The sequence below is a fragment of the Mycobacterium sp. C31M genome (genome assembly GCF_053345865.1).
Genome location: NZ_JBKFAX010000023.1, coordinates 31,797 through 56,601 on the forward strand (window position 1 = coordinate 31,797; position 24,805 = coordinate 56,601).

General features: G+C 66.1%; 29 protein-coding genes, 1 tRNA gene and 1 pseudogene. 18 read left to right on the forward strand and 13 right to left on the reverse strand.

Translation table 11 applies throughout. The features are described from left to right. The 3 genes from ACLBYA_RS27645 to ACLBYA_RS27655 form a co-directional block, all read right to left on the reverse strand. A complete protein-coding gene (locus ACLBYA_RS27645) occupies positions 1-1,668 on the reverse strand; it encodes a Na/Pi cotransporter family protein (RefSeq protein WP_447712674.1) in 1,668 nt (555 codons plus the stop codon). A gap of 18 nt (positions 1,669-1,686) precedes the next feature. Continuing rightward, complete coding sequence (gene pstS, locus ACLBYA_RS27650; protein ID WP_447712675.1) at positions 1,687-2,784, reverse strand: phosphate ABC transporter substrate-binding protein PstS; 1,098 nt, start codon at positions 2,782-2,784, stop codon at positions 1,687-1,689. Between the two features lie 252 nt (positions 2,785-3,036). Beyond that, entirely contained in the window at positions 3,037-3,426 is a 390-nt protein-coding gene (locus ACLBYA_RS27655; RefSeq protein WP_447712676.1) for a PPOX class F420-dependent oxidoreductase, read from the reverse strand. A 399-nt stretch (positions 3,427-3,825) separates the two neighbouring features. On the opposite strand from ACLBYA_RS27655, the gene ACLBYA_RS27660 reads away from it, so the two are divergent. Then, positions 3,826-4,305 carry a hypothetical protein gene (locus ACLBYA_RS27660; RefSeq protein WP_447712677.1) on the forward strand — a complete coding sequence of 160 codons (480 nt, stop codon included), beginning with the start codon at positions 3,826-3,828 and terminating at the stop codon, positions 4,303-4,305. Positions 4,306-4,646: 341 nt separating this feature from the next. Here the strand turns inward: ACLBYA_RS27660 and ACLBYA_RS27665 are convergent, their stop codons facing one another. Continuing rightward, entirely contained in the window at positions 4,647-5,066 is a 420-nt protein-coding gene (locus tag ACLBYA_RS27665; RefSeq protein ID WP_447712678.1) for a hypothetical protein, read from the reverse strand. Between ACLBYA_RS27665 and ACLBYA_RS27670 the strand changes: the two genes are divergently transcribed. The 6 genes and pseudogenes from ACLBYA_RS27670 (at position 5,065) to ACLBYA_RS27695 (ending at position 7,347) form a co-directional block, all read left to right on the forward strand. Then, a complete protein-coding gene (locus ACLBYA_RS27670) occupies positions 5,065-5,352 on the forward strand; it encodes a recombinase family protein (RefSeq protein WP_447712679.1) in 288 nt (95 codons plus the stop codon). The genes ACLBYA_RS27665 and ACLBYA_RS27670 overlap by 2 nt on opposite strands. 44 nt (positions 5,353-5,396) lie before the next feature. Continuing rightward, on the forward strand, positions 5,397-5,606 hold the full coding sequence (locus ACLBYA_RS27675; protein WP_447712680.1) for a hypothetical protein: 210 nt from the start codon (positions 5,397-5,399) through the stop codon (positions 5,604-5,606). A gap of 1 nt (position 5,607) precedes the next feature. Then, entirely contained in the window at positions 5,608-5,928 is a 321-nt protein-coding gene (locus ACLBYA_RS27680; RefSeq protein WP_447712681.1) for an Arm DNA-binding domain-containing protein, read from the forward strand. Between the two features lie 720 nt (positions 5,929-6,648). After that, positions 6,649-6,729 (forward strand): annotated as a pseudogene (locus ACLBYA_RS27685) (integrase); the annotation flags it as partial. Between the two features lie 12 nt (positions 6,730-6,741). Next, entirely contained in the window at positions 6,742-6,894 is a 153-nt protein-coding gene (locus tag ACLBYA_RS27690) for an integrase (RefSeq protein ID WP_447712748.1), read from the forward strand. A 9-nt stretch (positions 6,895-6,903) separates the two neighbouring features. Then, positions 6,904-7,347, forward strand: a complete 444-nt coding sequence (locus ACLBYA_RS27695; RefSeq protein WP_447712682.1) for a very short patch repair endonuclease — start codon at positions 6,904-6,906, stop codon at positions 7,345-7,347. On the opposite strand, the gene ACLBYA_RS27700 is transcribed toward ACLBYA_RS27695, so the two are convergent. The 3 genes from ACLBYA_RS27700 to ACLBYA_RS27710 form a co-directional block, all read right to left on the reverse strand. Beyond that, positions 7,333-8,238, reverse strand: coding sequence for a XamI family restriction endonuclease (locus tag ACLBYA_RS27700; RefSeq protein WP_447712683.1), 906 nt, complete (start codon positions 8,236-8,238; stop codon positions 7,333-7,335). The genes ACLBYA_RS27695 and ACLBYA_RS27700 overlap by 15 nt on opposite strands. A gap of 74 nt (positions 8,239-8,312) precedes the next feature. After that, entirely contained in the window at positions 8,313-9,548 is a 1,236-nt protein-coding gene (locus ACLBYA_RS27705; protein WP_447712684.1) for a DNA cytosine methyltransferase, read from the reverse strand. Between the two features lie 221 nt (positions 9,549-9,769). Then, positions 9,770-9,843: transfer RNA gene (locus tag ACLBYA_RS27710), tRNA-Gly, on the reverse strand. Positions 9,844-9,904: 61 nt separating this feature from the next. On the opposite strand from ACLBYA_RS27710, the gene ACLBYA_RS27715 reads away from it, so the two are divergent. From ACLBYA_RS27715 to ACLBYA_RS27735, 5 genes are all read left to right on the forward strand, one after another. Continuing rightward, positions 9,905-10,333: a cupin domain-containing protein gene (locus ACLBYA_RS27715; RefSeq protein ID WP_447712685.1), complete on the forward strand. Its 429-nt coding sequence runs from the start codon at positions 9,905-9,907 to the stop codon at positions 10,331-10,333. A 23-nt stretch (positions 10,334-10,356) separates the two neighbouring features. Then, positions 10,357-10,926 (forward strand): dCTP deaminase, encoded by a 570-nt coding sequence (gene dcd, locus ACLBYA_RS27720; protein WP_447712686.1) that lies wholly within the window; start codon positions 10,357-10,359, stop codon positions 10,924-10,926. A 149-nt stretch (positions 10,927-11,075) separates the two neighbouring features. Beyond that, positions 11,076-12,740 (forward strand): DUF7159 family protein, encoded by a 1,665-nt coding sequence (locus ACLBYA_RS27725; protein ID WP_447712687.1) that lies wholly within the window; start codon positions 11,076-11,078, stop codon positions 12,738-12,740. A gap of 110 nt (positions 12,741-12,850) precedes the next feature. Beyond that, positions 12,851-13,426: a TetR/AcrR family transcriptional regulator gene (locus tag ACLBYA_RS27730; RefSeq protein ID WP_447712688.1), complete on the forward strand. Its 576-nt coding sequence runs from the start codon at positions 12,851-12,853 to the stop codon at positions 13,424-13,426. Then, positions 13,423-14,124 carry an SDR family NAD(P)-dependent oxidoreductase gene (locus ACLBYA_RS27735; protein WP_447712689.1) on the forward strand — a complete coding sequence of 234 codons (702 nt, stop codon included), beginning with the start codon at positions 13,423-13,425 and terminating at the stop codon, positions 14,122-14,124. Before ACLBYA_RS27730 ends, ACLBYA_RS27735 begins: the two co-directional genes overlap by 4 nt. 9 nt (positions 14,125-14,133) lie before the next feature. Here ACLBYA_RS27735 and ACLBYA_RS27740 read toward each other — a convergent pair whose 3' ends face one another. Beyond that, on the reverse strand, positions 14,134-14,778 hold the full coding sequence (locus tag ACLBYA_RS27740; protein ID WP_447712690.1) for a TetR/AcrR family transcriptional regulator: 645 nt from the start codon (positions 14,776-14,778) through the stop codon (positions 14,134-14,136). A 232-nt stretch (positions 14,779-15,010) separates the two neighbouring features. On the opposite strand from ACLBYA_RS27740, the gene ACLBYA_RS27745 reads away from it, so the two are divergent. Continuing rightward, complete coding sequence (locus tag ACLBYA_RS27745) at positions 15,011-15,856, forward strand: helix-turn-helix domain-containing protein (protein ID WP_447712691.1); 846 nt, start codon at positions 15,011-15,013, stop codon at positions 15,854-15,856. 5 nt (positions 15,857-15,861) lie between these two features. Here ACLBYA_RS27745 and ACLBYA_RS27750 read toward each other — a convergent pair whose 3' ends face one another. The 3 genes from ACLBYA_RS27750 to ACLBYA_RS27760 all read right to left on the reverse strand — a co-directional run bounded on the left by ACLBYA_RS27750 (position 15,862) and on the right by ACLBYA_RS27760 (position 18,380). Then, on the reverse strand, positions 15,862-16,725 hold the full coding sequence (locus ACLBYA_RS27750) for an alpha/beta fold hydrolase (RefSeq protein ID WP_447712692.1): 864 nt from the start codon (positions 16,723-16,725) through the stop codon (positions 15,862-15,864). A gap of 2 nt (positions 16,726-16,727) precedes the next feature. Next, the gene (locus ACLBYA_RS27755) at positions 16,728-17,603 is read right to left on the reverse strand and encodes an alpha/beta fold hydrolase (RefSeq protein WP_447712693.1); all 876 of its coding nucleotides are present in this window, start codon (positions 17,601-17,603) and stop codon (positions 16,728-16,730) included. Positions 17,604-17,750: 147 nt separating this feature from the next. Next, positions 17,751-18,380 carry a TetR/AcrR family transcriptional regulator gene (locus ACLBYA_RS27760; RefSeq protein ID WP_447712694.1) on the reverse strand — a complete coding sequence of 210 codons (630 nt, stop codon included), beginning with the start codon at positions 18,378-18,380 and terminating at the stop codon, positions 17,751-17,753. Positions 18,381-18,459: 79 nt separating this feature from the next. Between ACLBYA_RS27760 and ACLBYA_RS27765 the strand changes: the two genes are divergently transcribed. Genes ACLBYA_RS27765 through rfbA form a run of 4 tightly spaced genes read left to right on the forward strand, consistent with a single transcriptional unit; the run spans position 18,460 to position 21,753 of the window. Further along, positions 18,460-19,788, forward strand: a complete 1,329-nt coding sequence (locus ACLBYA_RS27765; RefSeq protein ID WP_447712695.1) for a cytochrome P450 — start codon at positions 18,460-18,462, stop codon at positions 19,786-19,788. A 2-nt stretch (positions 19,789-19,790) separates the two neighbouring features. Continuing rightward, on the forward strand, positions 19,791-20,528 hold the full coding sequence (locus ACLBYA_RS27770) for a maleylpyruvate isomerase family mycothiol-dependent enzyme (RefSeq protein WP_447712696.1): 738 nt from the start codon (positions 19,791-19,793) through the stop codon (positions 20,526-20,528). A gap of 10 nt (positions 20,529-20,538) precedes the next feature. Continuing rightward, entirely contained in the window at positions 20,539-20,889 is a 351-nt protein-coding gene (locus tag ACLBYA_RS27775) for a nuclear transport factor 2 family protein (RefSeq protein ID WP_447712697.1), read from the forward strand. Next, positions 20,890-21,753, forward strand: coding sequence for a glucose-1-phosphate thymidylyltransferase RfbA (rfbA, locus tag ACLBYA_RS27780; RefSeq protein WP_447712698.1), 864 nt, complete (start codon positions 20,890-20,892; stop codon positions 21,751-21,753). Here rfbA and ACLBYA_RS27785 read toward each other — a convergent pair. Both ACLBYA_RS27785 and ACLBYA_RS27790 read right to left on the reverse strand, forming a co-directional pair. Then, complete coding sequence (locus tag ACLBYA_RS27785; protein WP_447712699.1) at positions 21,707-22,960, reverse strand: YibE/F family protein; 1,254 nt, start codon at positions 22,958-22,960, stop codon at positions 21,707-21,709. The two genes, rfbA and ACLBYA_RS27785, sit on opposite strands and share 47 nt — an antisense overlap. 25 nt (positions 22,961-22,985) lie before the next feature. Beyond that, positions 22,986-24,266, reverse strand: coding sequence for a pyridoxal phosphate-dependent aminotransferase (locus ACLBYA_RS27790; protein WP_447712749.1), 1,281 nt, complete (start codon positions 24,264-24,266; stop codon positions 22,986-22,988). A 165-nt stretch (positions 24,267-24,431) separates the two neighbouring features. Between ACLBYA_RS27790 and ACLBYA_RS27795 the strand changes: the two genes are divergently transcribed. Beyond that, on the forward strand, positions 24,432-24,800 hold the full coding sequence (locus ACLBYA_RS27795; RefSeq protein ID WP_447712700.1) for a hypothetical protein: 369 nt from the start codon (positions 24,432-24,434) through the stop codon (positions 24,798-24,800). Positions 24,801-24,805: the final 5 nt, after the last annotated feature.

Sequence of the window (24,805 nt, forward strand, 5' to 3'; positions counted from 1 at the left end):
TCAGACTTCGGTGAGCACGGCCGCCTGATCCCGGTCGACCGAGGCGCGTTCCTGCTCGATCCGGTCGATCAACGCCTCGGCACGCTCCATCGAGCCGAGCAGCGCCAGCAGCGCGCCCTTCTCGGCGGCCGGGATGTCGGTGGCGTCGATGACCGTCCAGCGCATCGCCTCGAACTGCGCTGCCTCCAACACGGGTTCCGGTGTCTTCTTGGTCAGGTCGGCGGCACCGGTGGTCTCCAGCAGGGTGAGCTTGCGATCCAGGTGGTCCAGACCCTGGTCGAGCACCTCACGGCTGGCCGGGGTGAACTGGTCGCGCTCGATACGGCGGGCGATCTGGTACAGCGATTCGGTGAGTGAGCCGGTGAAATCGGCCTCCTCGATCATGCTGGCCACCAGGTCCATCTGCTCGCGGGTCCGGTCACCATGGAACAGCTGGGCTGAGTAGGCGCGGATCTCGCGGGACAGCGCGTCGATGGCGGCCGAATGCTCGGCGGTCTTCTTCATGTTGGCGTCCTTACCGCGGGCGCTGTCGAGGAACAGCCGACTCCCCTCCAGCGCACGGGCCACCTCCTGGCGCATGGCCGGCACCGCACGGTTGAAATCGTCGATCGCCTTGCGGTCCAGATACTTCGGCAGCGAGTAGTCCTCGGCGTCCTCGTTCTTGTGGCCGATGCGCATCAGCACCCGCTCGAACGTGCCCACGAAGGGGAACAGGATCAGCACGTTGAAGATGTTGAAGAAGATGGAGAACAGACCGACCGCGACCGGCACCAGCGGGAAGGCCTCCTCGCCGTCCACGATCACCGGGACACCCGGGTCGCCGCCGAAGAAGCCCATCACCCACTGCAGCACCGTGATGGCGGGGAAGAACAGCGCCAGCACCACGCAGACCCCGATGAAGTTGAACCCGATGTGCGCGTAGGCGGTTCGCTTGGCGTTCTTGGACAGGTTCAGCGAGGCGATCCACGAGGTGATGGTGGTGCCCAGGTCCGCGCCGATGGCGAAGGCGATGGCCGTCTTCCACTCCAGCACGCCGGAGGCACCCAGGCCCATCACGATGCCGATGGTGGCAGAGGAAGAGTGGATGAGCGCGGTGATCAGGGCGGCGATCAACGCGCAGGCGAGGACGCCGAAGAAGGTGGACGCGCTCAGGCTGGAGATGACGTCCATGACCTGCGGCATCTCACGCAGCGGCTTCAGCCCGCCGGTCATCAGGTTCAGACCGTAGAAGACCAGCGCAAAACCCATGGAGCACAACGCGATATTGCGGGTCTTGTCGCTCTTGGAGAAGACGTAGACGGAGGCGAAGATGCCGGCGAACAGCAGGCCCAGCGGCCCCAGCGGCATGGCGATCAGACCGTTGCCCAGTGTGGTGCCGATGTTGGCGCCCATGATGACGCCGATGGCGCCGCGTAGCGCGAGCACCCCGGAGTTCACCAGACCGACCGTCATCACGGTCATCGCGGTCGAGGACTGGATGATGCCGGTGATCAGGGTGCCGGCGAACACGCCCTTGACGGGACTGCCGGCCATCTTGCCGAGCAGGTCGCGCATCCGGTTCACCGACAGCGCCTGGATACCGCGCTCCATGAACTCCAGGCCCAGCAGGAAGATGCCGAGGCCACCGACGACGGGCGCGATGATTTCTTTGAGCAGGTCGACGTCCACAGTGTTCCTATTCGGGTGTCAGGCGGTGCCGGAGATGGCGGTGTTCCAGTAGTTTTCGACGTGCTCGCCGGCCGAGGACGGCAGCGGGACGTAGCCGAGGTCCTCGGCGCCGTCGCCGAAGTCCTCGATCAGGAATTTCAGGTAGCCCAGCGTGCGCTCGGTCTGCTGTTCGAACTTCGGGTCGCGTTTGACCATGACGTAGATGGCGACGGTGGCCGGGTAGGCCCGTGTGTCGTCGGCGGTGGCCAGGGAGTTGACGTAGTCGTCCTTGCCGCTCCAGTCGTGCGAGGTGGCCGCGGCGGCGATGGTGGCCGCGTTGGGGGTGACGTAGCTGCCGGCCTCATTGGCCAGAGCGGCGAGGGCAAGACCGGCGCGTTGGGCCTGCCCGTAGTCGACGTAGCCGATGGCGCCCGGGGTGTCACGCACGGTGCTCAGGACACCTTCGGTGCGCTCGGCACCTTTACCTGTCGGCCAGTCGATTTCGGTGCGTGTGCCGAGGGTCCACTGAGGGGTGCCGGCGGCGAGGAAGCCGGTGAACCCGCGGGTGGAGCCGGAGCCGTCGCTGCGGTGGACCGGGGTGATGTCGGTGTCCGGTAACTTCACGCCCGGGTTCAGCGCGGCGATCTTCGGGTCGTTCCAGCGGGCGATCTCGCCGAGGTAGATGGCAGCGAGTGATGCCGCGTCCAGGCGGAGCTCGGGGGTGCTGTCGAGGTTGTAGGCGATGCCGATGGCGCCCAGTGCGATCGGGAACTGGGCGACTCCGTGTTCCTTGAGCCCGTCGGCCGAGAGCGGATAGTCCGAGACGGCGAAGGCGACCTCGGGATCGGACAGCCGCATGATGCCGCCGAGGGAGCCGACGGGCTCGTATTCGATGCCGGATCCGTTGAGCACCCAGTCGTTTCCGGTCTGCTCGGGCCGGGTCGGGTCGTCGGCGGCCTGCGCGTTGCGGAAGGCGATGATGGAGCGCTCGATGAGCGGTTGGGCCAGGGTCGAGCCCGCGCCCTGGATCGCGGTCTGCTGCCCGCGTCCGGTGAGCAGCAGTGCGATGGCACCGATGATCACCAGGACCAGCACCGGGAAGACGATGCTGCGCCAGCGGGCTGCGCGGGTTCGCATGATGGGAACGCCGCTGTCGGGTGCGCCGAGCATCCCGCTCCTCAAGGTGGTTGCCAGACCGGGCGATTGCCGCGGACTGACGAAGTGAAGTCCTCGAGTGTGAACGGCTGGGAACTTGCTGCGGACTTGCTGTGGTCGAACATGAGAACTGTCTCATGCGGGCTGGCGGCAACGGGGCGAGCGACCGTGTCGGTACCTCGACACGCCGGGCCGAGCGACGTTATGCGGTCGCTCGTCGTCAGTTCTCGTTCGCTACATGGTGATCCGCACGGCAACTCGCTCCTTGCTGCCGCGCGCGATGATCCGCTCCACGAATGTGATCACGTGAAACTCGAAGCCGTACTTGGCCTTGATGAGTTGCCTGACGCGTTCCGTCTCCGCCGGGTCGGCATCGACGGCCGCTGAACCGGCCGTCGTGGCGGCGCCCTCGTTCACCTTTCCGGTCCGTCCGCAGGGCGCCAGTTCGACGCGGCTGTCGCGACGGATGCGCTTGACCTTCCAGCTGTCGGCGGGGGTCCACATCACCAAGGCGTCACCGTCACGCGCCAGCCACATGGCCGTGGCGACCTTCTCACCGCTCTTCTTGAACGTCGCCAGGGATACGAACTTCTCGCCGGCGAGGGAGGACAAGTCATCGGTCATGACCACAATCATGCAGCCGAGTGCAGTTTCGGTGCACGGGCCGATGAGAACGGGTAGGTCCCGACCCGGCTGAGACACGTGCGTTCAGCCGCGTCGCTGGCGGGGCCGAGTTGGCTCACACCACGCAGTTCATCTGCGCGGGCCGGAAGATGTGGAGCCGATGACGGGAATCGAACCCGCGTATTCAGCTTGGGAAGTGTTTTCGACGCCCGAACGGGTGAGTGATAGACGCTGGTAGGCGTGCTGCCGAAGACCAACATTTGCACTGCTCAGATGCAGTTTCGCTACGGCTAGCGGACGCCTCCGGTACGGCCACAGTTCGGCTGCGTATACGGGACCAACGCGACACGCCTGCACACCCGACGAGGTCTGTCGGTCGTCGTTGGGACGATGGCACGCGTGGACTCCGCGTGGATTGGTGTCATCGGTACCGGCATCGGCGCTCTGGCGACCGGGTTGCCTTCGCTCGGAAGCGCTGTGGTGCAGAGCATGAGCGCGCGCGGGCAGAGGAAGCACGACGCGGAACAAGCGCGCATTAAGCGCGAAGCCGACGACGCCGCTGCCGAGAAAGCACGCGTTCACGAAGCGGCCGAACGGGAAGCCGCCGACGCGGCTCAACTCCGCACTCAACGTCGCCAGAAGATTGACCGATGGCGCGCGGAACTCAGCAAGGCCGTAGATGCCGAGGACGAGTGGCGGGTCAACAACTACGGCGACATCGTCCGCCCGAACCTAATCGGATTGCCGTGGTTCGAGGAGATGCGTGGCTATCTGTCGGACACGTTCAGCTTTGCAACGGATGTACATGCGGACGGTGAGATGGTGGGCCACCTGTCCCGCATGATCTCTCATCTGGAGCGCGAGTGGCTGGGTGATTAGACCGGGTTGGGGCAGCCCGGTCGCGGGCGACGGGCCAGACAACCCGCGACCAGGCCGACTAGGGGCCGGTAACGGGCGCTGCTGGGCCACCCGCTACCGGCCTGCTCACTGGGCGACGATGGCGCCGGGATTGCCCCGCGCCTCGCCGCGGCGTGCACGCCGCGGCGGGTCGTCCATGCTGGGCGCTTTGGGCCGGTAAGCGCCGCCATCCTCTGGGGTCGCGTACTCCGCACTAGGCGGCACCGGCCCCGACCCCCACGACAGCTCGCTGGGGCCGGTGTCTTCGGCACCGCGAGCGTGCGCGCGGTCGCCGTACCAACCCTTCTTGAAGCCCATAACGGTTACCGGTGGGCGACGATCACGGGCGCGGTGTAGTTCGCGTTGTTTGTGATCTGGATGGCGACGGCTGCGCCCCGGTGCCGAACGCCGGTGCCGAACGCGCGAGTGTAGAAGTGCTCCTGGATCGGGTACGGCCCGACGCCGGGAATCACCCTGAGGCCGTGGTATGCCGAGTTCTGATGTTCACGAAAGCCGACCGGGTTGTCGTTGGAGTTGGCCCCGCCGGTCGCGGCGATGATGACGAAGCCCTGCGGGATGAAGGACGACTCAACCAATAGCGCACCACCGTACGAACCAACGACCGGCTGACCCGCATACTCCGGTGGTGGAGTCGCGCCCTCGACGTGCTCATGCGTGATGCGGGCCGGGGCGTTGCTTGACCTCAGCACGGCGGCGGGCCGGATGGTGGCGCACGACGTCATGGGGTTCGCCCAGCACGAGCGTGAACTCATCTCCGAGCGCACAAAGGCCGCCCTCGACGCCAAGAAGGCGCGCGGCGACCGCCTTGGTCGGCCCCGGTTGGCGAAGGCCGGTGTGGTGCGGCGAATCATGTTGGATCGCAACACCGGATTGAGCTTCGCCAAGATCGCAGCCGCCTTGGAGGCCGAAGGCATCTTGTCGCCTGCTGGTCGGCCAACCTGGCAGCCCTCAACGGTGCGACGCATCTACGCGAGTGCGACGGCGACCACGGTCGGGGTCGGTGCATGAGCTTCCGTCGTCTTGACCGGTACTCGCCCGGCGAGCCTGTGCGCGTGGTTGCGCCGGTTCCCGGCGACAACCACCAGGGGCATGTCGGCACCGTTGACCGGACCTACGCCGACGCGGGCGACATGCTCCACCGTGTCGTATTCGCCGATGGCCAGGTGGCCGACTACTACATCGATGAGCTCAAGAGCACCCGCACGGAACCCAACTGGGGTCGGTTGACCACCGAACCCACACCGACCGAACAGGATTCATAAGATGGCAAGCGTTCAGAAGCGCGTACGCACCAGCGGTACAACAACATACGTGGTGCGGTGGTACACGCCCGACGGCAGCGAACGTACCAAGGGCGGGTTCCGCACCCGCAAGGACGCCAAGGCGTTCGCCTCCAAGGCCGAAGCGGAGACGTTGACCGGCATGGACTTCGACCCCGGCAAGGGCAAGATACTGTTCCGGGACGCAGCGGCGATCTGGTTGGAGTCGCGGAAGGCCGACACCCGCAACAACGCCGAGAACCACCGCTACGCGCTCGCCCCCGGCCGCAACCCGTCGAGGCGACGGCAAGACACTCGGCATTGACGCGGTGTTCGGCGGCTACCCGCTCAACAAGATCACCCGCGAGTACATCCAAGCGTGGGTCAACCGACTCACCGAGGCGGGCAAGAAGCCGTCGACCGTGCGGCACGCGTTCTGGACCGTCCGCATGGTCCTGGAGCAGGCCGTGGTGGATGGCCGGCTGGCGAAAAGCCCCGCCGAGTACATCAAGCTCCCCGCCGAGACCGGCACCAACGGCGGTCAGATCGGGGTAGTCGTGGACCGTGCCATGTTCCTCACCCCTGCACAGGTTTCTGCGCTTGTGGACGCCACCCCCTGGCCCTACAACGTCCTCATTCACGTCGCCGCTTGGGCGGGGTTGCGCGCGGCGGAATTCGGCGGGCTCACCATCGCCAACGTCGAATTGCCTGAGCCGTCACTGAACCCGAACGCCCCGGCGAAGCCAGGCGTGTTCCGCGTCCAGCAGGCTGCGCGGGCGAAGGGTGCTGCCATCGAGTACGGCCCGCTGAAGACCAAGCAGAGCTACCGCCGCGTGCCGTTGACCGCCGAGACGACCGCGTTGCTGCGGGACTATCTCGCAGGGCACCCGCGTGCCGATGAACCCGACGCGCCGCTGTGGCCCGGTATGTCGCTGACGCGGCCCCGGCCGAGCGGACTGCGGGCCGACGCCGCCGCACCAGGAGCGGCCACTACGGGTGTGAAAGAGGCAGGCCCGAGCACGACCGCGAAGGACCGCGCGCGAAGGTGGACCCCAACCAATCGTTCCACTCGCTGCGCCACACATACGCGAGCCTGTGTCTCGCGGCGGGCATCCGGCCCATCGACATCGCGGAGTTGATGGGGCACCGGGACGTCAAGACGACGCTGACCGTCTACGCGCACCTGATCAACACCGACGACCACACGGGCAACATGGCCGCGCTCGGCGCATTGTCCGCCCCGCCGCAGAATGCCAGCCACGGCGGCAACGTCGTAAGTCTCTGGGGCTAACTTGGTGAGGTGTCCCGAGACAGACCCTTGGGTTTTGATTTGAGTACCGACGCAGCGACGTCAGCGCGCATGCAACGCCAACGGCGGCGTGACACGTCGATCGAGGTGGCGTTACGGTCGCGCCTGCACGCGGCCGGACTTCGGTACCGACTGCACGAACGACCGTTGCCGGGCCTAAGGCGCGAAGCCGACATCGTCTTCCGTCGGGCGAAGGTAGCGGTGTTTGTCGATGGATGTTTCTGGCATGGCTGCCCAACGCATTCTTCAAAACCAAAGCGTAACAACGATTTTTGGCGCACAAAGATCCAGAGGAACAGTGAGCGAGATCACGCGACCGATCAAGCACTTCGCGATGCTGGATGGCTTCCCGTTCGGGTCTGGGAACACGAGTCCGTCGAGGAGGCTGCCGCCTCAGTTCAGAAGGTCATCGAAAAGCGTTTAGCTAGAGGTTGATTCAACGAACTCACGGAGTGGACTCAAGTCATGCTCCCATAGGATGATCACTCCGCGATCTTGGGCCGTCGTGAGGCAGGACAAATCGAATACGCCCGCGAGGACTACGCCCGTGAGTGCCTGCGTACCAAAGTGGGCCCTCCAGGCATCGGACTTTCCGCCGACCTCCCGGTTGACTCGCTTCCATCCGTTCTTGGGGCCATTCGAGACTTTGCATTCGAGCGCGAGCAGCCGACCGTCAAATAGTCGGGCGGGAACATCACACTTCGCTCCGGCGAGCCTGCGCTCGCGGCTGTATCCGCCGCGTGGCATATCGTCAATGAATTGGATTGGAGCGCGGGAATCTTCGAGTGTCAGCCCGGCATCGTTGAGGGTCTGCGCAGTGAGTGATTCTTGGCGCGAGGATGCTTCACCACGTCGCTCCGTACCGATCTGTTGGGCAGCCCACAGCACGGTCGTCGCGAGGATCGCACTTTCCCGCTCCAATTCCGATGGAGCTCGATTCTGGGCGAGCCAAGGAAAGCGCACCGGGTCGACAACGACGCGGATCGCCTCGGCGGTGTCCTCTGCGAAGGCCGGTGGCACCGAACGGAACTTGGGCCCACCAACCAGAGTCCACAAGTCCTCTTGGCTGATCGGGGGTCCGCACAGATAACGGCACGCCTGCCAGGACTGGGGATCGGCCTCGAAGACTGCGCCCGTTAGATTTCGGATGTCGTCTGAAGCAGCAAATACTTGTTCGACCCGTGGGCGCAGTTGGTTGTACATGCGCTCGAATGCCTTCGGCCCCTCTTCGCGGCGAAGATGGGTGAACGCGGCTTCCGATGCGTCGCGGGCAGCCCTCAGCTCCTCGGTGGTCCAGCGAGGAGGTGCGACGAACGATGGCGACACCTTGGCAAGTCTGCCATCGAGCGCCCTGAGATCCGGCCCGACACGGCCGAATGTGCGGTGTAACCAGTCGCCCGCTACTTGGTAATGATTCGCGTGCGTAGATTTCCGTTGACTCGGTGCTCCGCCTCCGTATACCGAACGCGTTTTGTCAGGTAATCCGGCCACGGCGGCATAGGAGGCGGCGTCTCTACCGGACCCTTGCGCACGGCATCGAGAAGTGTGCGGCCGATGGCTTCGACGGCGTCTATCTGAACGGCGTTACCAATGTGCCGGAAGAAGTTGCTGGTCTTTCCGGCGAATCGCCATTCTTGCGGGAAGCCCTGCAGCGCAGCGCATTCCTGCCAAGTCAAGCGACGCAAATCATGATCCCCGGGGACCTTGATCCAGTCGGGAGTTGCGGCGGTTCGGATAGTTCGCGAAGGCAGGCCAAGGTCGGCGAAAAAGCCGTCTTGCCGGTAGCCCCACTGCCCGCTTGGGCGGTTGTTCATCACGCGGCCCTTCGTGCGAAGGCCGGTGCCGGGAGTCAACTGGCGTAGAGCGTCGCCATCGACCCCGCTCGGACGAACGACGAACTCTTCTTGTGCTGGAGGCAGCGAATCCAGGAGTTCACCGAGCGAGACCCATGGCTTAAGGCCGTTCTCGCCGTACCGATGATGGGTTGCTTCCGGAAATTCTGGCAGCTCATGATCTGCGGTCGCGATGAGGTAGAGACGGACTCGCCGTTGTGCTGCTCCGTAGTCTGCAGCGTTGAGTGTGGCAATTCGGCTGGAATAACCGTGATTTCGGAGGTCGCGCTGAATACTGCGCAGCACCTCTCCGGGTGCGCCGTTCGGGCCGACAGCGGTGACAAGGCCACGGACGTTCTCAAACAGGACATAGCGAGGCTGCAGTTCATCGACGAGACGGATCATGTGAGCGATCAGCTGGCCACGGGAATCGTTCAGACCCTTCTGATGGCCCGCCGACGACCATGGTTGGCAGGGCGGCCCGCCTGCCAACAGGTCAGGGCGCCAGTCTGGACCTGCCGTTCTTGGGCGTAGCTCGTCCGCCGTTAGTACCGAGACGTCCTTCTCGATCAGGTTCGTCTTCGCCAAGTGCTTTCCGCGGCGGCCTTTGATCGGGATGCCGGCGGCTTTGCTTGCGCGGAGAGTGTCCATCGCGTCCGTCGCGTGGTCCGTCGCCGTGACGATCTCCCAACCGGCGCGTTCGAGAGCGATGTCAAAACCTCCGGCCCCGGCAAACAGACTTACCGCCTGCGCCTTGCGCGTACTACGCGGTGCCATCGCAACCCCCTTCGGTTTATCGAACATGTGTTCGAATCATAGATCTTGGCGCCGACAAGAATTACACGCGTGTGAGAAGGCGGTTGCATCAAGACCTGATTGTCGTCGACACCGGCTGTCTTCGGGGGAAGCGCGCCGTGATCAATTAAGGAGGATCGACGGGCAAAATCTCGGAGGAGGATACGGGACCGTTACGGGACCGCCAGCCTTGACGGAGCGGCTACAGAACAAGAATGCCCTGTTAGGCATGGAGCCGATGACGGGAATCGAACCCGCGTATTCAGCTTGGGAAGCTGATGTTCTGCCATTGAACTACATCGGCACGTTCGTTGAGGAAGGCTAGCATCCGCAGGTCACATACCGGACGCGACCCTGGGAGAGTCATGAAACGCCTCGCCGCAGTCATGGCACTGAGCATCGCCACAGCGCCGGCCGCCCACGCCACCCCACCGGACGGCGAGATCGAACGCACCGACCTCGCCAAGGGCACCAGCTCCGAGCCGGTCGTCATCGACACCACCGGCCCGACCACCCTCTATGTCCAGGAGCTGCTGCTGCACGCGCCGTCGAGCAGCGGCTGGCACACCCACCCGGGCGTCGAGCACACCGTCATCACCGGCGGCACCGTCACCCTGCAGACCGCCACGCAGTGCGCGCCGACGCCGTATCTGACCGGGCAGGCCATCGTCATCCCCGCCGGGGTGCCGCACATCGTGCGCAACGACAGCCCGCACGAGGCCAACGCCGTCGTCACCTACACACTGCCGGCCGACCTCCCGGTCCGCGCGGACGCGCCAGCCGCTTGCCCCTGACGTCAGCCAGTTAGGCTCACCGGGTGCTGCTCTCCGATCGCGACATCCGCGCCGAGATCACCGCGGGCCGCCTGGCGCTGGACCCGCTCGACGACGACCTGATCCAGCCCTCCAGCGTCGACGTCCGCCTCGACAGCCTGTTCCGGGTCTTCAACAACACCCGGTACACACACATCGACCCGGCGCTGCGGCAGGACGATCTGACCACCCTGGTCGAACCCAAGGAGGGTGAGCCCTTCGTGCTGCACCCCGGCGAGTTCGTGCTCGGGGCCACGCTGGAACGCTGCTCGCTGCCCGACGACCTGGCCGGCCGCCTGGAAGGCAAGTCCTCGCTGGGCCGCCTCGGCCTGCTGACCCACTCGACGGCCGGGTTCATCGATCCCGGTTTCACCGGGCACATCACTCTGGAGCTGTCCAACGTCGCCAACCTGCCCATCACGTTGTGGCCGGGCATGAAGATCGGCCAGCTGTGCCTGCTGCGGCTGACCAGTCCCGCCGAACATCCGTACGGCAGCAGTAAGGCCGGATCGAAGTACCAGGGACAGCGCGGGCCGACGCCGTCGCGGTCCTACCTGAACTTCCCTCAGCCCTGAACCCGCGTAGGGTTTGTTACGTGCTCTAGCTAATACCGTCGGCTGTAACGGCGGTGCTGCTCACGGCGATGAATTATCTAGTTGCCGGTTTGTGTCGAGAGCCTGATATCGGCGAAACGAGCGATGTAGCAAACGTTTTGGAGGGGTAAGTGGACATCGTATTGGGTGTGTCCCTGACGCCTACGACGGTGCGGATGGTGCTGGTCGAGGGGGAGAAGGGCGACGGCGCGACCGTCGATCACGACGTCTTCGAGGTCTCTGCCTCTGAAGGCTCAGCAATGTCGAATGCGGCGGATCAAGTGGTCGCGGCGGTGCTCGGCACCCAGGAAAGCGCCGAGGCCGGCGGACATCATCTGCGGTCCATCGGTGTCACCTGGACCGATCACACCGACGCCGCGGCGCTGCGCGATGCGCTGGCCGCCCGCGGCATCCCCGACGTGATGCTGGTGTCCGAACTGCACGCCGCCGGCGCGCTGGCCCAGGCGGCCGGCCGTGCGGTCGGCTACAGCTCCACCGCTCTGCTGTTCCTCAACCGCGACACCGCCACCCTGTCGGTGGTCCGCGGCGAGGACGGCTCCGTGGTCAAGGTGCTCAGCCGCAGTCTGCACAGCACCGACGCGATGGCGGTGCTCGGTGAGATGGCCGCCGCGGTCGCCGGGCAGGACACCGCGCCCGACGGCATGTTCGTCGTCGGCTCCGGCGTCGACGTGGCCGCGGTCAAGGCCCACCTCGCCGACCTGGTGGGCATCCCGGTCAGCGCCCCGGAGGAATCCGGGCTGGCGCTGGCCCGCGGGGCCGCGCTGGCCTCGGCGAGTGCCCCGATGTACGAGGCATCCACCGTCGGCCTGGCCTACTCGCTGGATCCGGACGGCCCGACCGCCGGAGCGGAGGCCCTCGCCGCCGCCGAAACCCAGCTGGGTCCCACCGCGCTGCCCAACTATGTCGACGTCCCCGACGATCTCGCCGGCCTGGACGCCGAGCCGCCCGCTGTCGACGAGGGCCGCAAGCCGTTCCTGCTGGTCGGCAGCGCCATGGCATCGATCTTCGTGGTCGGGGTGGTGGCCCTGGCCATCTCGCTGGCGGTGAGCATCCGGCCGACCGCCGACGAGCGACCCGCCCCGGCGCGTGCCGCCGTCGCCCCGAGTGTGCAGGCCCCGCCGCCGGCGGCCCCGGCACCCGAGGCGCTGCCCGTGCAGCCCGTCCCGCCGCCGGCGCCCGAGGTGGCCGAGACCATCAAGGCTCCCGTCCCGGTGGTGCAGCAGGCCCCGGCACCGCGGCAGGTCTACGTCGAGGCGCCCGCCCCGCAGGCGCCCGCACCCGCCCCGGTCGCGCCGCCGCCGGCACCGGTCGCTCCGCCGCCGGTGGTGCAGCCGACGGTGCCGCCGGTGTGGACACCGCCGGTGGTGCTGCCGCCCCCGGTGATCGTGCTGCCGCGCCCGCAGTGGCCGGACTGGCGTCCGCCGTGGGAGCAGAAGCCCGAGCGGCCCGACTACGACGATGACGACGACGGCCCGAACTGGCCGGATTGGGGCCAGCAGCCGCAGCCGACGCGGCCCCAACCACAGCCGACGCGTCCGCAACCGCAACCCCAGCCGCAGCAGCCCCAGTGGCCGCAGCTTCCGCAGTGGCCGGGCAGTGGTTCGGGCTCGGGCGGCGGGGGCTCGAACGTCGGGTCCGACGGGGGCGGTTCCCGCGGCGAATCCGATTACGGCCGAGGTGAATCCGGTCGTGGTGGCGGCGGTGGCCAAGGCGGTCAGGGCGGCCAGGGTGGCGGTGGACAGGGTGGCAACTGCTTCCTCATCTTCTGTAACTGACCTCGATCGAATACGGGCCGCGTCTTCGGACGCGGCCCGTTTTCGTTTGTTGGCAGCTTTACGATCGTAAAGTACGCTGCTTTACGATCGGCAAGTAACTCGGAGGCTTGATGGACACCGCGACCGACACCCGGCAGCGCCTTGTCGATGCCGCGGTCGAGCTGTTCACCGTGCACAGCTTCGCCGGCACCTCGCTGCAGATGATCGCCGACGAGCTCGGCTTCACCAAGGCGGCGATCTACTACCACTTCAAGACCCGCGAACAGCTGCTCACCGGAGTTCTGGAGCCCATCTTCACGGAGCTGGAAAACGCCGTCGACGCCGCCGAACAGCTGCGCAGCACGACGGCACGGGCCGAGGCCATGCTGCGCGGGTATGCCGAGATGGCTGTGCGTCACCGCGCGTTGGTCTCGGTGCTCGGCGGGGATCCCAGCGTCATCCGGCAGCTCAGTGTGCAACCCGGCTGGGCCGAGTTGATCGACCGGCAGATGCGACTGCTCGCCGATGTCGAACCCGGCCCGGGCGGACGGGTGAAGGCGGCCGTCGTCGTCGGCGGTATCGCCGGTGCCGTCGGACCGGCCTGGATCACCATCGCCGACGAAGACCTGCTCGGCCACCTGGTCGAGACCGGGCGACGAACCCTCGGGTTGCGCGCCCCGCGACACTCCACGAAGGGAACCGAATGAAGACAGCAGTGGTCACCGGCGGCGGGTCGGGTATCGGCGCGGCCATCGCCCAACGGCTGGGCGCCGACGGCTACAACGTCGCCACCCTGGACCTGAACGCTACCGACGAAGACAACGCGTTCACCGCCGACGTCACCGACCGGGCCCAGGTCGACACCGCCCTGGACGAGATCCGCGAGAAGTTCGGCCCCATCGCCATTCTGGTGAACTCGGCCGGCCTGGACGGATTCAAACCGTTCACCGATATCACCTTCGAGGAATGGCAGCGGGTGGTGAACGTCAACCTGCACGGCGTCTTTCACACCGTGCAGGCCAGCCTGTCCGACATGATCGAGGCCGGCTGGGGACGCATCGTCAACATCTCGTCCTCCAGCACACACTCCGGTGTGCCGTACATGTCGCACTACGTGTCGGCCAAGTCGGCCGTCAACGGATTGACCAAATCCCTTGCGCTGGAATATGGCCCGTTCGGCATCACGGTCAACGCCGTGCCGCCCGGCTTCATCGACACCCCGATGCTGCGTGGTGCCGAGCAGCGCGGATTCCTCGGCGACGTCAACGACACGATCGCAGCCACCCCGGTGCGCCGGATGGGCAAGCCCGAAGACATCGCCGCGGCATGCTCATTCCTGATCTCGGAAGAGGCCGGGTACATCACCGGGCAGATCCTCGGTGTGAACGGCGGTCGCAACACCTGAGCATCACGTTCAGGGATGTTCTGCCGCAACCTCATCGAGGCTTCGGGCGAACTGTGTGCTGAGGAAGCGCTGGGCGCGCTCCTCTGACCAGCCGAGTACCGTCACGGTGAAGTGGTAGCCGCTCTGCGGTCCGTAGTGGTACAGCGTGATGTCGGCGAAGTCCTCGTCGGAAACGGCCTCGGTGAACGCACCGAATCCGCGCAGGCGCTGGGCAATCTCGTACAGCGCGGTGCGATGGCGGACGACGGCCTGGCCAAGCGATTCCGCGGCGTCGGGATCATGGGCAGCGGTGGCTGCCACGAGCTGGACGATATCGTCATAGCGGCGCCAGAACTGCAGGTATGAATCGGCCAGCACGTGCAGCACCGCGTCGGTGGATTCGGCGGCGTTGACGCGGTCCAAGGTCTCCTGCACCAGATCGGATGTCGTCCACTGGTCCATGAGGGTTCGAAGGAGGCCCTGCTTGCCGCCGCACTGCTGGTACACCGTGCCGGGCGACACCCGGCTGGCATCGGCGATCTCGTTGACCGTGGTGGCGAAGTAGCCACGGTCGGCGAACAACGATCGCGCGGCGTCCACGACAGCGAGTCGTGTCTGCTCTGCGTACTCGTCGCGGCGGGACCGGCGCGGCTCTCGGCGGTGCTCGGTGGTCATACGAATATCGCTCCATGCGTCGTGTGGGGGACGCCGATCCCACAACCGAACTGTCTGCTTAAAACAGTAAGCCGACCGTCAATGCAACAAATCGACCCGTCCGTAGCGGATTCGAGGACTCACAGTGGCTAGATACTTAACACAGTCTTTAATAGAATAAGACAGTGACTGTAGTTAGACTACACCGAGTGCGATACGGTGGATCTCAGCTCATGAGGACGGGAAGTTCGCAATGCACAGCAGCCTCGCCCCGACACTCGCCGATACTCTCGCGACCCATGCACGCCGCGCCGATCTCACCGGTGACCGCTGGCCGAGTCTGACGATCGCTCGGTGCACCAAGCCGACAACCCATCGCATCGAGTCGCTGGCGCTGATCGTGGTCGTGCACGACGGCGGCACGGGCATGACCGTGGCAGCCGGGCAATCCCGCTATCGATCGCCGGACTACCCCGCCCTGCTCCTGGCACTGAACATCGAGCCACAGTTGGTCCGAATGGTGGCTACGACGATGCGTGGGCCGCATGGCGCCAGGCCCGAACTGGGCGATGACGTCGACGGCGCCCTATCGGTAGTGGATGAGCAGACGGCCGACACCGTGATCAGACTTCTCCGATCGTTGTCGACCCCATCGGATCGCCGGGTGCTGGCTCCGCTGCACCTGCAGGAGGTGGTCTACCGGATCCTGCAGGGTGTACTGGGTCCACGTTTGATCCGACTGGCCGAACTACAGGCCGCGGGGCAATCCGTCGCCGGCGTGCTGGACCATATCGCCTCCAACCTCGGCGCTCCCCTGACCGTCGAGGCGCTCGCCGCGCGGGTCAACCTCAGTACCTCGGCCTTCTCCCGCGCCTTCCGCGGGGTGACCGGTCAATCGCCGTACCAGTACGTCAAGCACGCCCGACTGGTGCGCGGTCGGGAACTGCTCGGGGAAGGTCGACTGGGGGTGGCCGAGGTGTCACGCGCTGTCGGCTACAGTAGCGCGTCGCACTTCATCAAGGAGTTCCGCAGCGTTTTCGGGGATACTCCTGGTGAATACGTTGCCACCCAATCATTCCGGGTGCGGGTCGCAGTCTGAGTGTCTCACAGCACGCGGCACAGGAAATCGCGGATCAAGGCGACAGTTTCAGCGAGGGAACTCTCCAGCAGGAAGTGGCCGCCGTCCAGTAGATGGATCTCGGCGTCGGGTAGATCGGTGCCGAAGGCGCGGGCACCGTCCGGCCCGAACACCGGGTCGTTGCGGCCCCACACGGCCAGCAGCGGCACCTGGGTCGTGCGGAAGTAGCGGTGCACGGCGGGGTACAACGGCGGATTGGTGGTGTAGTCGGCGAACAACGTGAGCTGAATGGCGTCATTGCCCGGCCGCGACAGCAGGGCATGGTCGAGCAGCCACGTCGTCGGATCGACCAGGGTGTCGTCGGGCACGCCCGCCAGGTACTGCCACCGGGTTGTCTCCAGTGTAAGTGCCTGGCGGACAGCGATTTCGGTGGTCTCGGTGTGCTGCTCCCAGTAGGCGAACATGGGCGCGAAGAACTCCGGCTGCAGCCCCTGTTGGTAGGCGTTTCCGTTCTGGCTGACGATGGCGGAGACCGCTGCCGGGTTTCGCAGGGCCAGCCGCCACCCGATCGGGGCACCGTAGTCGTGCACGTACATCGCGTACCTGCCGACCCCGATATGGGCCAACAGGGCGGCCGTCAGATCGGCGAGCGTGTCGAAGGAGTAAGGGAACTCGCCGACGGGCGGCGCACCGGAGAGCCCGAATCCGAGGTGGTCGGGCGCGATGACATGCCACCGATCCGCGAGTAACGGGATCAGCTGCCGAAACATCGCCGAACTGCTCGGAAAGCCGTGCAGAAGAACAATTGCCGGGGCGTCTTCGGGGCCGGACTCGCGGTAGAACAGGCGTTGTCCGGAGATCTCGGCGTACCGGTGGTGGACCGTGGGCATCGTCAGGTCAACTGGTGTCGCGCCATGAAGTCGCTGATGTGGCCGCTGATTTCGGCGCCGTGCGTCTCGAGTGCGAAGTGGCCGGTGTCCAGCAGATGGATCTCGGCGTTCGGAAGATCGCGCAAAAAGGCCTCCGCGCCCGGCGCGCCGAAGATCTCGTCGTTCTTGCCCCAGGTGATCAGCACCGGCGGCTGGTGTTCGCGGAAATACTCCTGGAATCCGGGGTAACCGTCGAGGTTGAACTGATAATCCCAGAACAGCTGAAGCTGGATTGCATCGTTGCCGCGGCGGTCCAGGCCGGCCTGGTCCAGAGCCCACGCCTCGGGGGCGATCCGGTCCAACCGGTCGGCGGGCACGCCGTGGGTGTATTGCCAGTGAGTTGTCTTGGCGGTGAAGTACTCTCGCACCCCGTCCTCGTTGGTGGCGCGGTCCTTGGCGTGCGCGAAGAGGATGTCCCAGAACGGGGTGAAGCCCTCGAGGTAGGCGTTGCCGCTCTGGCTGATGATCGCGGTGACGCGTTCGGGATCCTTACTGGCAATGCGCAGACCGATCGGGGCGCCGTAGTCATGGATGTAGATGGCGAAGCGCTCCAGGCCCAACTGTTCGATCAGCGCTTCGGTGATCTCGGTGAGCCTGTCGAAGCTGTAGGTGAACTGGTTGACCGAGGGCATGGCCGACCGGCCGAAGCCGATGTGATCCGGTGCGATCAGGTGGAAGCGGTCACTCAGGGACGGGATCAGATTCCGGAACATATGCGAGCTCGATGGGAAGCCATGCAGGAGAAGGATTGTCGGGTTGGTGGGGTCGCCGGCCTCGCGGTAGAAAACCTCCAAGCCGTCGACGGTGGCGGTCTGATATCGGGTCGAGAAGGCGTTCATGGGGGCCTGGCCTTTGCTTGTCGCGGTCAGCTCGGAATCGTCGTCGTCGACATCCGATCATCACCGAGAAAGCTATAGCGATGCCGGTCGGACGAATGTCGCATTCAGGCTCGGTCCGTGCCCATTCCGGGCGCATCTGGACAGTGGTTATCCCGACCGAGCGCTCGTGCCCTGACGCAGCATCCCGTCGAAGCCCTGCCACAGCAGCATGAAGACCAGTTCGACGACGCGCTCGCGCGGGACGTCGCGGTTCTCGTACCACCACGTGGCCACCCCGTGGCAGGCCGCCTGCGTCGCCTTGGCCAGGATCCAGGCCGAATCGTCGATGGTGATACCGCGCACCGAGGTGGTCTTGCCGGCTCCGAACCGGATGAGGTCGGCGATGGCCGCGGTGCCGCGGTCGGCGATCTCGGAGACCACCGCGGCGGTCTCGGTATCGGCGGGCGGGTCGCGGTGCAGGAACCGCCACATGAACGGGTCGGCCTCGACGAACTCGAAGTAGTTGGCGATGCTGGCGCGCACCAACTCCTCGGGTGTGGCGCCCTCGACCCGGCGCAACGAGCGCTCCCGCAGCTGCGTCGCGTGCTCCTCCAGGACGGCGATGTGCAGCTCGCGCTTGGACCCGAAGTGGTCGTAGAGCACCGAGGGCACCACTCCGGCAAGATTGGCGATGTCCTGCATCTTGGCCTCGGCGAACCCGTGTTCGGCGAAGGCCTCGACGGCGGCGTCGAGGATGCGAGCGCGTCGCTGCGCCGCCGGGATCCGGATCCTTGCCACACCGAATTGTAATTCGGTAGGCTGCCATCACAGAACCGAACCGCGATTCGGTTACGGTCCGCGCCACCTTGGGGGTCTCATGGTGCAAGGGAAGATCCGTCCGCGCATCCACTGGTTGGCGATGCACGGATTCGTCCGCGGCATCTCCCAACTGTTCGCCCGCCGTGGCGACCCGCAGGGTCGGTTGATCGCCGACCCGTCGGTGCGCGTCGACCCGGTGGCTTTCACCGAGGAATTGCGCGCCCAGGGGCCCATCGTCAAAGGGCGCGTCGTCTACATGAGCGTCGATCACAAGATCTGCAGCGATGTGCTGCGCTCCGAGGATTTCCGGGTGCTGGCGCTGGGATCGAATCTGCCCAAGCCGCTGCAATGGGTCATCGACCGCACGAAACCCGATGTGCTGCACCCGCTGCAACCGCCATCCATGCTGTCGGTCGAGGCGCCGGCCCACACTCGCTACCGCAAGCTGGTGTCCTCGGTGTTCACCACCCGCGCGGTCGCCGCACTGCGAGATCGAGTGCAGGACACCGCCAATACCCTGCTCGACGAGCTGGCCGAGGAATCCGGCACCGTCGACATCGTCGACCGATACTGCGGACAGCTGCCCGTCACCGTCATCGGCGACATCCTCGGCGTCCCCGAATCGGACCGCTCCCGCGTCCTGGAGTTCGGTGAGCACGGCGCCGCCAGCCTGGACATCGGCCTGACCTGGCCGCAGTACCGGGAGGTCAGTGCGGCGGTACAGGGGTTCAACGACTGGCTCGTCGGGCACCTTCGGGAACTGCGCCGCAATCCGGGCGAGGACCTGATGAGCCAGATCATCACCGCCTCGGAGGCCTCCGAGGACGGCCCGCTGACCGAACAGGAACTCGTCGCCACCGCGGGCCTGGTGCTGGCCGCCGGCTTCGAGACCACGGTCAACCTGCTCGGCAGCGGTATCCGGCTGCTGCTGCAGCACCCCGAGCACCTGCAGACCCTGGCGCAGCAGCCCGACCTGTGGCCGACGGCCGTCGAGGAGATCCTGCGGCTGGAATCGCCGGTGCAACTGTCCGCGCGGATCGCCACCAAGGACGTCGACCTGGCCGACAAGCATGTCCGCGCCGGCGAGGGTGTCCTGGTGTACATCGCCGGCGCCAACCGCGACCCGAAGGTGTTCAGCGACCCGCACCGCTTCGACCTGACGCGATCCAATGCCGGAAAGCATCTGTCGTTCTCCGGTGGCCGGCATTTCTGCCTCGGCGCCGCGCTGGCGCGGGCCGAGGGCGAGGTCGGCCTGCGGACCTTCTTCGAGCGCTACCCGCACGCCCAGCTGGCCGGCGACGGCACCCGTCGCGACACCCGGGTGCTGCGCGGCTGGTCGAGCCTGCCAATCGCCCTCGGTGACACCCACGCCGCGCTACGGTCGTAGCCATGGACTTCCGAGCCGCCCTGCTCGAACAGACCAGCAGCTTCGGCGACCTCGTGCGCGCCGCCGACCCCGAGACACCGGTACCGACGTGTCCGGGCTGGACGATGAAACAGTTGTTCCGCCACGTCGGCCGCGGAAACCGTTGGTGCACACAGATCATCACCGACCGGCGGACCGAAGCTCTGAACCCGCGCGATGTCCGCGACGGGAAGCCGCCGGAGGATCTGGACGCCGCGATCGACTGGCTCAACGCGGGCGCCCAAGCACTCATCGACGCCGTCGAGCAAGCCGGCCCGCACATGAAGGTGTGGACCTTTGTCGGCCCACACATCCCGGGCTGGTGGATCCGGCGGCGCGTGCACGAACAACTGGTGCACCGCGCGGACGCGGAGCTGGCGCTGGGACGGGACTTCGTGGTGCCCGCCGACCTGGCCGCCGACGGCGTCAGTGAATGGCTGGAGCTGGCGACCGCGCTGCACGCACCGCTACAAGACGGTCAGACTTTGCACCTGCACGCCACCGACGACGGGCTGGGGCCCACCGGCGAGTGGATGATCAAGCACGACGAGGACGGGCTGGGCTGGACCTACGCGCACGGTAAGGGTGACGCCGCGGTGCGTGGGACGGCACGGGACCTGCTGCTGGCCATCACCCGCCGGCGCGGCACCGCCGAGGCCGGGCTGGACATCCTCGGCGACGCGGCGGTATGGGACAACTGGCTGGCTGGAACGCCCCTTTAGAGTTGTCCCTATGAGCACCTCGGAGATCGCGACCGTCCTTGCCTGGCACGACGCCCTCAACGCCCGCGACTACGACACCCTGGCCAAGCTGTCCAGCGAGGACATCGAGATCGCCACCGCCGACCGGGCCGCACAGGGGCACCAGGCCCTGCTGGACTGGGCGCAGGAGGGCGTGACAGCCGAGGCCGGCAAGCTCTATGTGCACGACGGTGTCGTCGTCGCCGAGCAGACCGTCAACGGGGCTGCCGCCGCGTCGGCCTTCCGGGTGGTGCACGACCAGATCACCTCGGTGTTCCTGCATGACAGCCTGGCCGAGGCGCTCGCGGCGACCGGCCTGTCCGAGAAGGACCTCGACGCCTAGATGCGCGGCATCATCCTGGCCGGCGGATCGGGCACCCGGCTGTACCCGACCACCCGGGGGGTCAGCAAGCAGCTGCTGCCGGTGTACGACAAGCCGCTGATCTACTACCCGCTGAGCACCCTGATGATGGCGGGCATCCGGGACATCCTGATCATCACCACGGGTCATGACGCCCCGGCGTTTCACCGGCTGCTCGGCGACGGCTCCGAACTCGGCATCAACATCAGCTACGCCGTGCAGGACGAACCCGACGGCTTGGCACAGGCTTTTGTCATCGGCGCCGACCACATCGGCGATGACTCGGTGGCATTGGTCTTGGGCGACAACATCTTCTACGGGCCGGGGCTGGGCACCGGGCTGCGGCGCTTCCAGAACGTCAGCGGCGGAGCGATATTCGCCTACTGGGTGGCCAAACCGGAGGCGTATGGTGTCGTCGAGTTCGATGCCGACGGGCGCGCGGTGTCGCTGGAGGAAAAGCCCGTCAAGCCCAAATCGCACTATGCGGTGCCCGGGCTGTACTTCTATGACAACGACGTCGTCGAGATCGCACGATCGCTGAAGAAATCACCCCGCGGCGAGTACGAGATCACCGAGATCAACCAGACCTATCTGCAACAGGGCCGGTTGTCTGTCGAGGTACTGGCCCGCGGCACCGCCTGGCTGGACACCGGCACCTTCGATTCACTCTTGGACGCAGGCGATTTCGTGCGGACCATCGAACAACGCCAGGGCCTGAAGATCAGCGCGCCCGAAGAGGTGGCCTGGCGGGTCGGCTTCATCGATGACGAGAAGCTCGCGGAGCGGGCGCAGACCCTGCTCAAATCGGGTTATGGCGGTTACCTTTTGGAGCTGCTGCAGCGCTAGGCGTCGCCAACACCGCCGCGATCCCGGTGGTCAACGGCACCGACAGCGCCAGTGCGATACCGCCGACCGCCGACCGCGCGATCTCGATGGCCACACTCTCACTGGTCAGCACGTCACCGAGGGACCGGTTGGCCACACTGAACAACAACAGCAGCGGCAGCGCGCTACCGGCGTACGCCAGCACCAGCGTGTACACCGTGCTGGCGATGTGATCGCGGCCCACCCGCATCGCGCCGAAGAACACCGACCGCCGCGAATCACTGTGCTGCGCCAGCTCGAACGCCGTCGACGCCTGGGTCACCGTCACATCGTTGAGCACGCCGAGCGAGCCGATGATGAACCCGGCGAACAGCAGGCCGGTGATCGAGACCCCGCCCAGGTAGGTGGCGACGGCGTTGTTCTCCTCCTCGGACAGCCCGGTCAGATGCGTCAGTTCGATGGCGCCCCAGGACAGCGCTGTCGCCAGCAGCAGCGAGGTCAACGTACCGAGCAGCGCGGCGCTGGTGCGCAGGCTGACCCCGTGCGCCAGATAGAGCACGGCGTAGAGGATCAGCGAGGACGCCACCAGCGCGACCGGCACCGCGTTGGCGCCGTCGCGCAGGGCCGGCAGCATGAATATGACCAACACCGCGAACGCCACCGCGATCCCGACCAGGGCGCGCAGTCCGCGCCAGCCGGCCACCACGACCACCACGATCGCGAAGAAGGCTGCCAGTGCGGTCAATGTCCAGGTGCGTTCGTAGTCGTAGAACGAGTAGATCGTCGTCCCGGTCGGGTCGACCGCCCGGGTGATCCGGATATCGTCACCGACCATCAGTTGCGGCTGGCCGGGGCCGCCGCTGAACTCCAGCAGGGTGTAGGCGCCCTCGTTGGGGCCGGAGCCGATCTCGATGAACGACTGCAGGCAGTGCGCCTCGCCCGGGCTGGGTGCCGGGCGCGCGGTGATCACGGCGCCGACGGTCGGGCCGCCGCAGGTTGCTTCGCCGGTGGATACCACCCGGCCGGCCTCGGTGCTGACCCCGCCGCCTGCGGAGTTCTGATACGGCAGCGGGATGTCGAGCTTCTGCTGGCTGGGCCACAGCCACGCCACCCCGGCGAGGGTGGCGACCGCGATCGCGACCAGCAGACCGACCACGATGCGCGCAGCCAGTGGGCCCAGCGGCGACGGGCCGCTCAGCGAATGTGAGTGTGCATGCGAGTGGGCCACCGCAACAGCGTAGGCGGGCCCGCCGCTACTGCCGGTAGCTGACCAGGAAGTTGCCCAGCCGCTCGATGGCGTTGGCCAGGTCACGCGCCCACGGCAGCGTCACGATGCGCAGATGATCCGGTGTGGGCCAATTGAACCCGGTGCCCTGGGTGACCAGGATCTTCTCCTGCAGCAGCAGATCGAGCACCAGTTGCTCGTCATCGTGGATGTCGTAGACCTCGGGATCCAGTCGCGGGAACGCGTACAGCGCACCCGCGGGCTTCACACAGGACACCCCGGGGATCGAGTTGAGTTTCTCCCAGGCGACATCGCGCTGCTCGAGTAGTCGGCCGCCGGGCAGCACCAGATCCTCGATGCTCTGATGGCCGCCGAGGGCCACCTGAATGGCGTGCTGGGCAGGAACATTCGGGCACAGTCGCATATTGGCCAGCAGGTTGATGCCCTCGATGAAACTGCTCGCGTGCTCCTTGGGCCCGGTGATCACCAGCCAGCCCGACCGGTAACCGGCTACCCGGTAGGCCTTGGACAGCCCGTTGAAGGTCAGGGTGAGCAGATCGGGGGCGAGCGAGGCCAGGCTGATGTGTTTGGCGTCGTCGTAGAGGATCTTGTCGTAGATCTCGTCGGCCAGCAGCAGCAGCTGATGCTTGCGCGCGAGTTCGACCATCTGCTCCAGGATTTCGCGGCTGTACACCGCGCCGGTCGGGTTGTTCGGGTTGATCACGACCAGCGCCTTGGTGCGCTCGGTGATCTTGGATTCCAGGTCGGCGATATCGGGATTCCAGCCCTGGGTCTCGTCGCACAGATAGTGCACCGGGGTGCCGCCGGCCAGGGCGGTCGAGGCCGTCCACAGCGGATAGTCCGGCGCCGGGATCAGCACCTGATCACCGTTGTCCAGCAGTGCCTGCAGCGTCATCGTGATGAGCTCGGACACACCGTTGCCCAGGAAGACGTCGTCGACGTCGAACTTGGGGAAACCGTCCACCAGTTCGTAGCGGGTGAACACCGCGCGGCGGGCCGGGATGATGCCCTTGGAATCGGAGTAGCCCTGCGCGTAGGGCAGCGCGCCGATGATGTCGCGCATGATCACATCGGGGGCCTCGAACCCGAACGGTGCGGGATTGCCGATGTTCAGCTTGAGGATGCGGTGCCCCTCGGCCTCCAGGCGGGAGGCCTGCTCGTGTACCGGGCCGCGGATCTCGTACAGGACGTCCTGCAGCTTGGTCGACTGGGCGAACGTCCGCTGGCGCGGCTGATGGCTGGAATGCCACGCTCGGTCGGGAAGCTGATGGGTACTCACGGGTAACAGTCTCCCACGGCGTGGCAAACCGATTTCGGTGCTGCATAACAATTTGACGCCCATGTAGGCAAGAAAGCCTGCGCATCCGCGGTTTCACGGTGATCCGGTGCTATTTTCCGATCCATTATGACGACGACGACACGTTCGCTGGGAACGGCATTCGGACTGGCCGCGGTGACCGCCCTGACGCTGGCGTCCGCGGCCCAGGCCGAGCCGCCTCTGCTCAACGGTTCATATGCCGGGGCTGAGGGCGACCCGGAGAACGCCTGGGTGATCACCAGTTCCTGTGCGCCCGCAGGCTGTACGGGCACTGTGTCCAGCAACCAAGGCTGGACCAGCCCGATGACGCTGGCGGCCGGGATCTGGAGTTTCTCGGTGACCAAGCCCGACGGATTCATTTGCCCGGATGGCAGTTATGCGCCGGCCGTGGTGCATATGACGATTGATCCCACGACGCTCATCGGCGTTTTGTCGGCGGATTCGAATGGCACTTGCCCGGGCGGTATCACCAGCGCGACGCCATTCCAGCTGAAAGCGGTCTGACACGC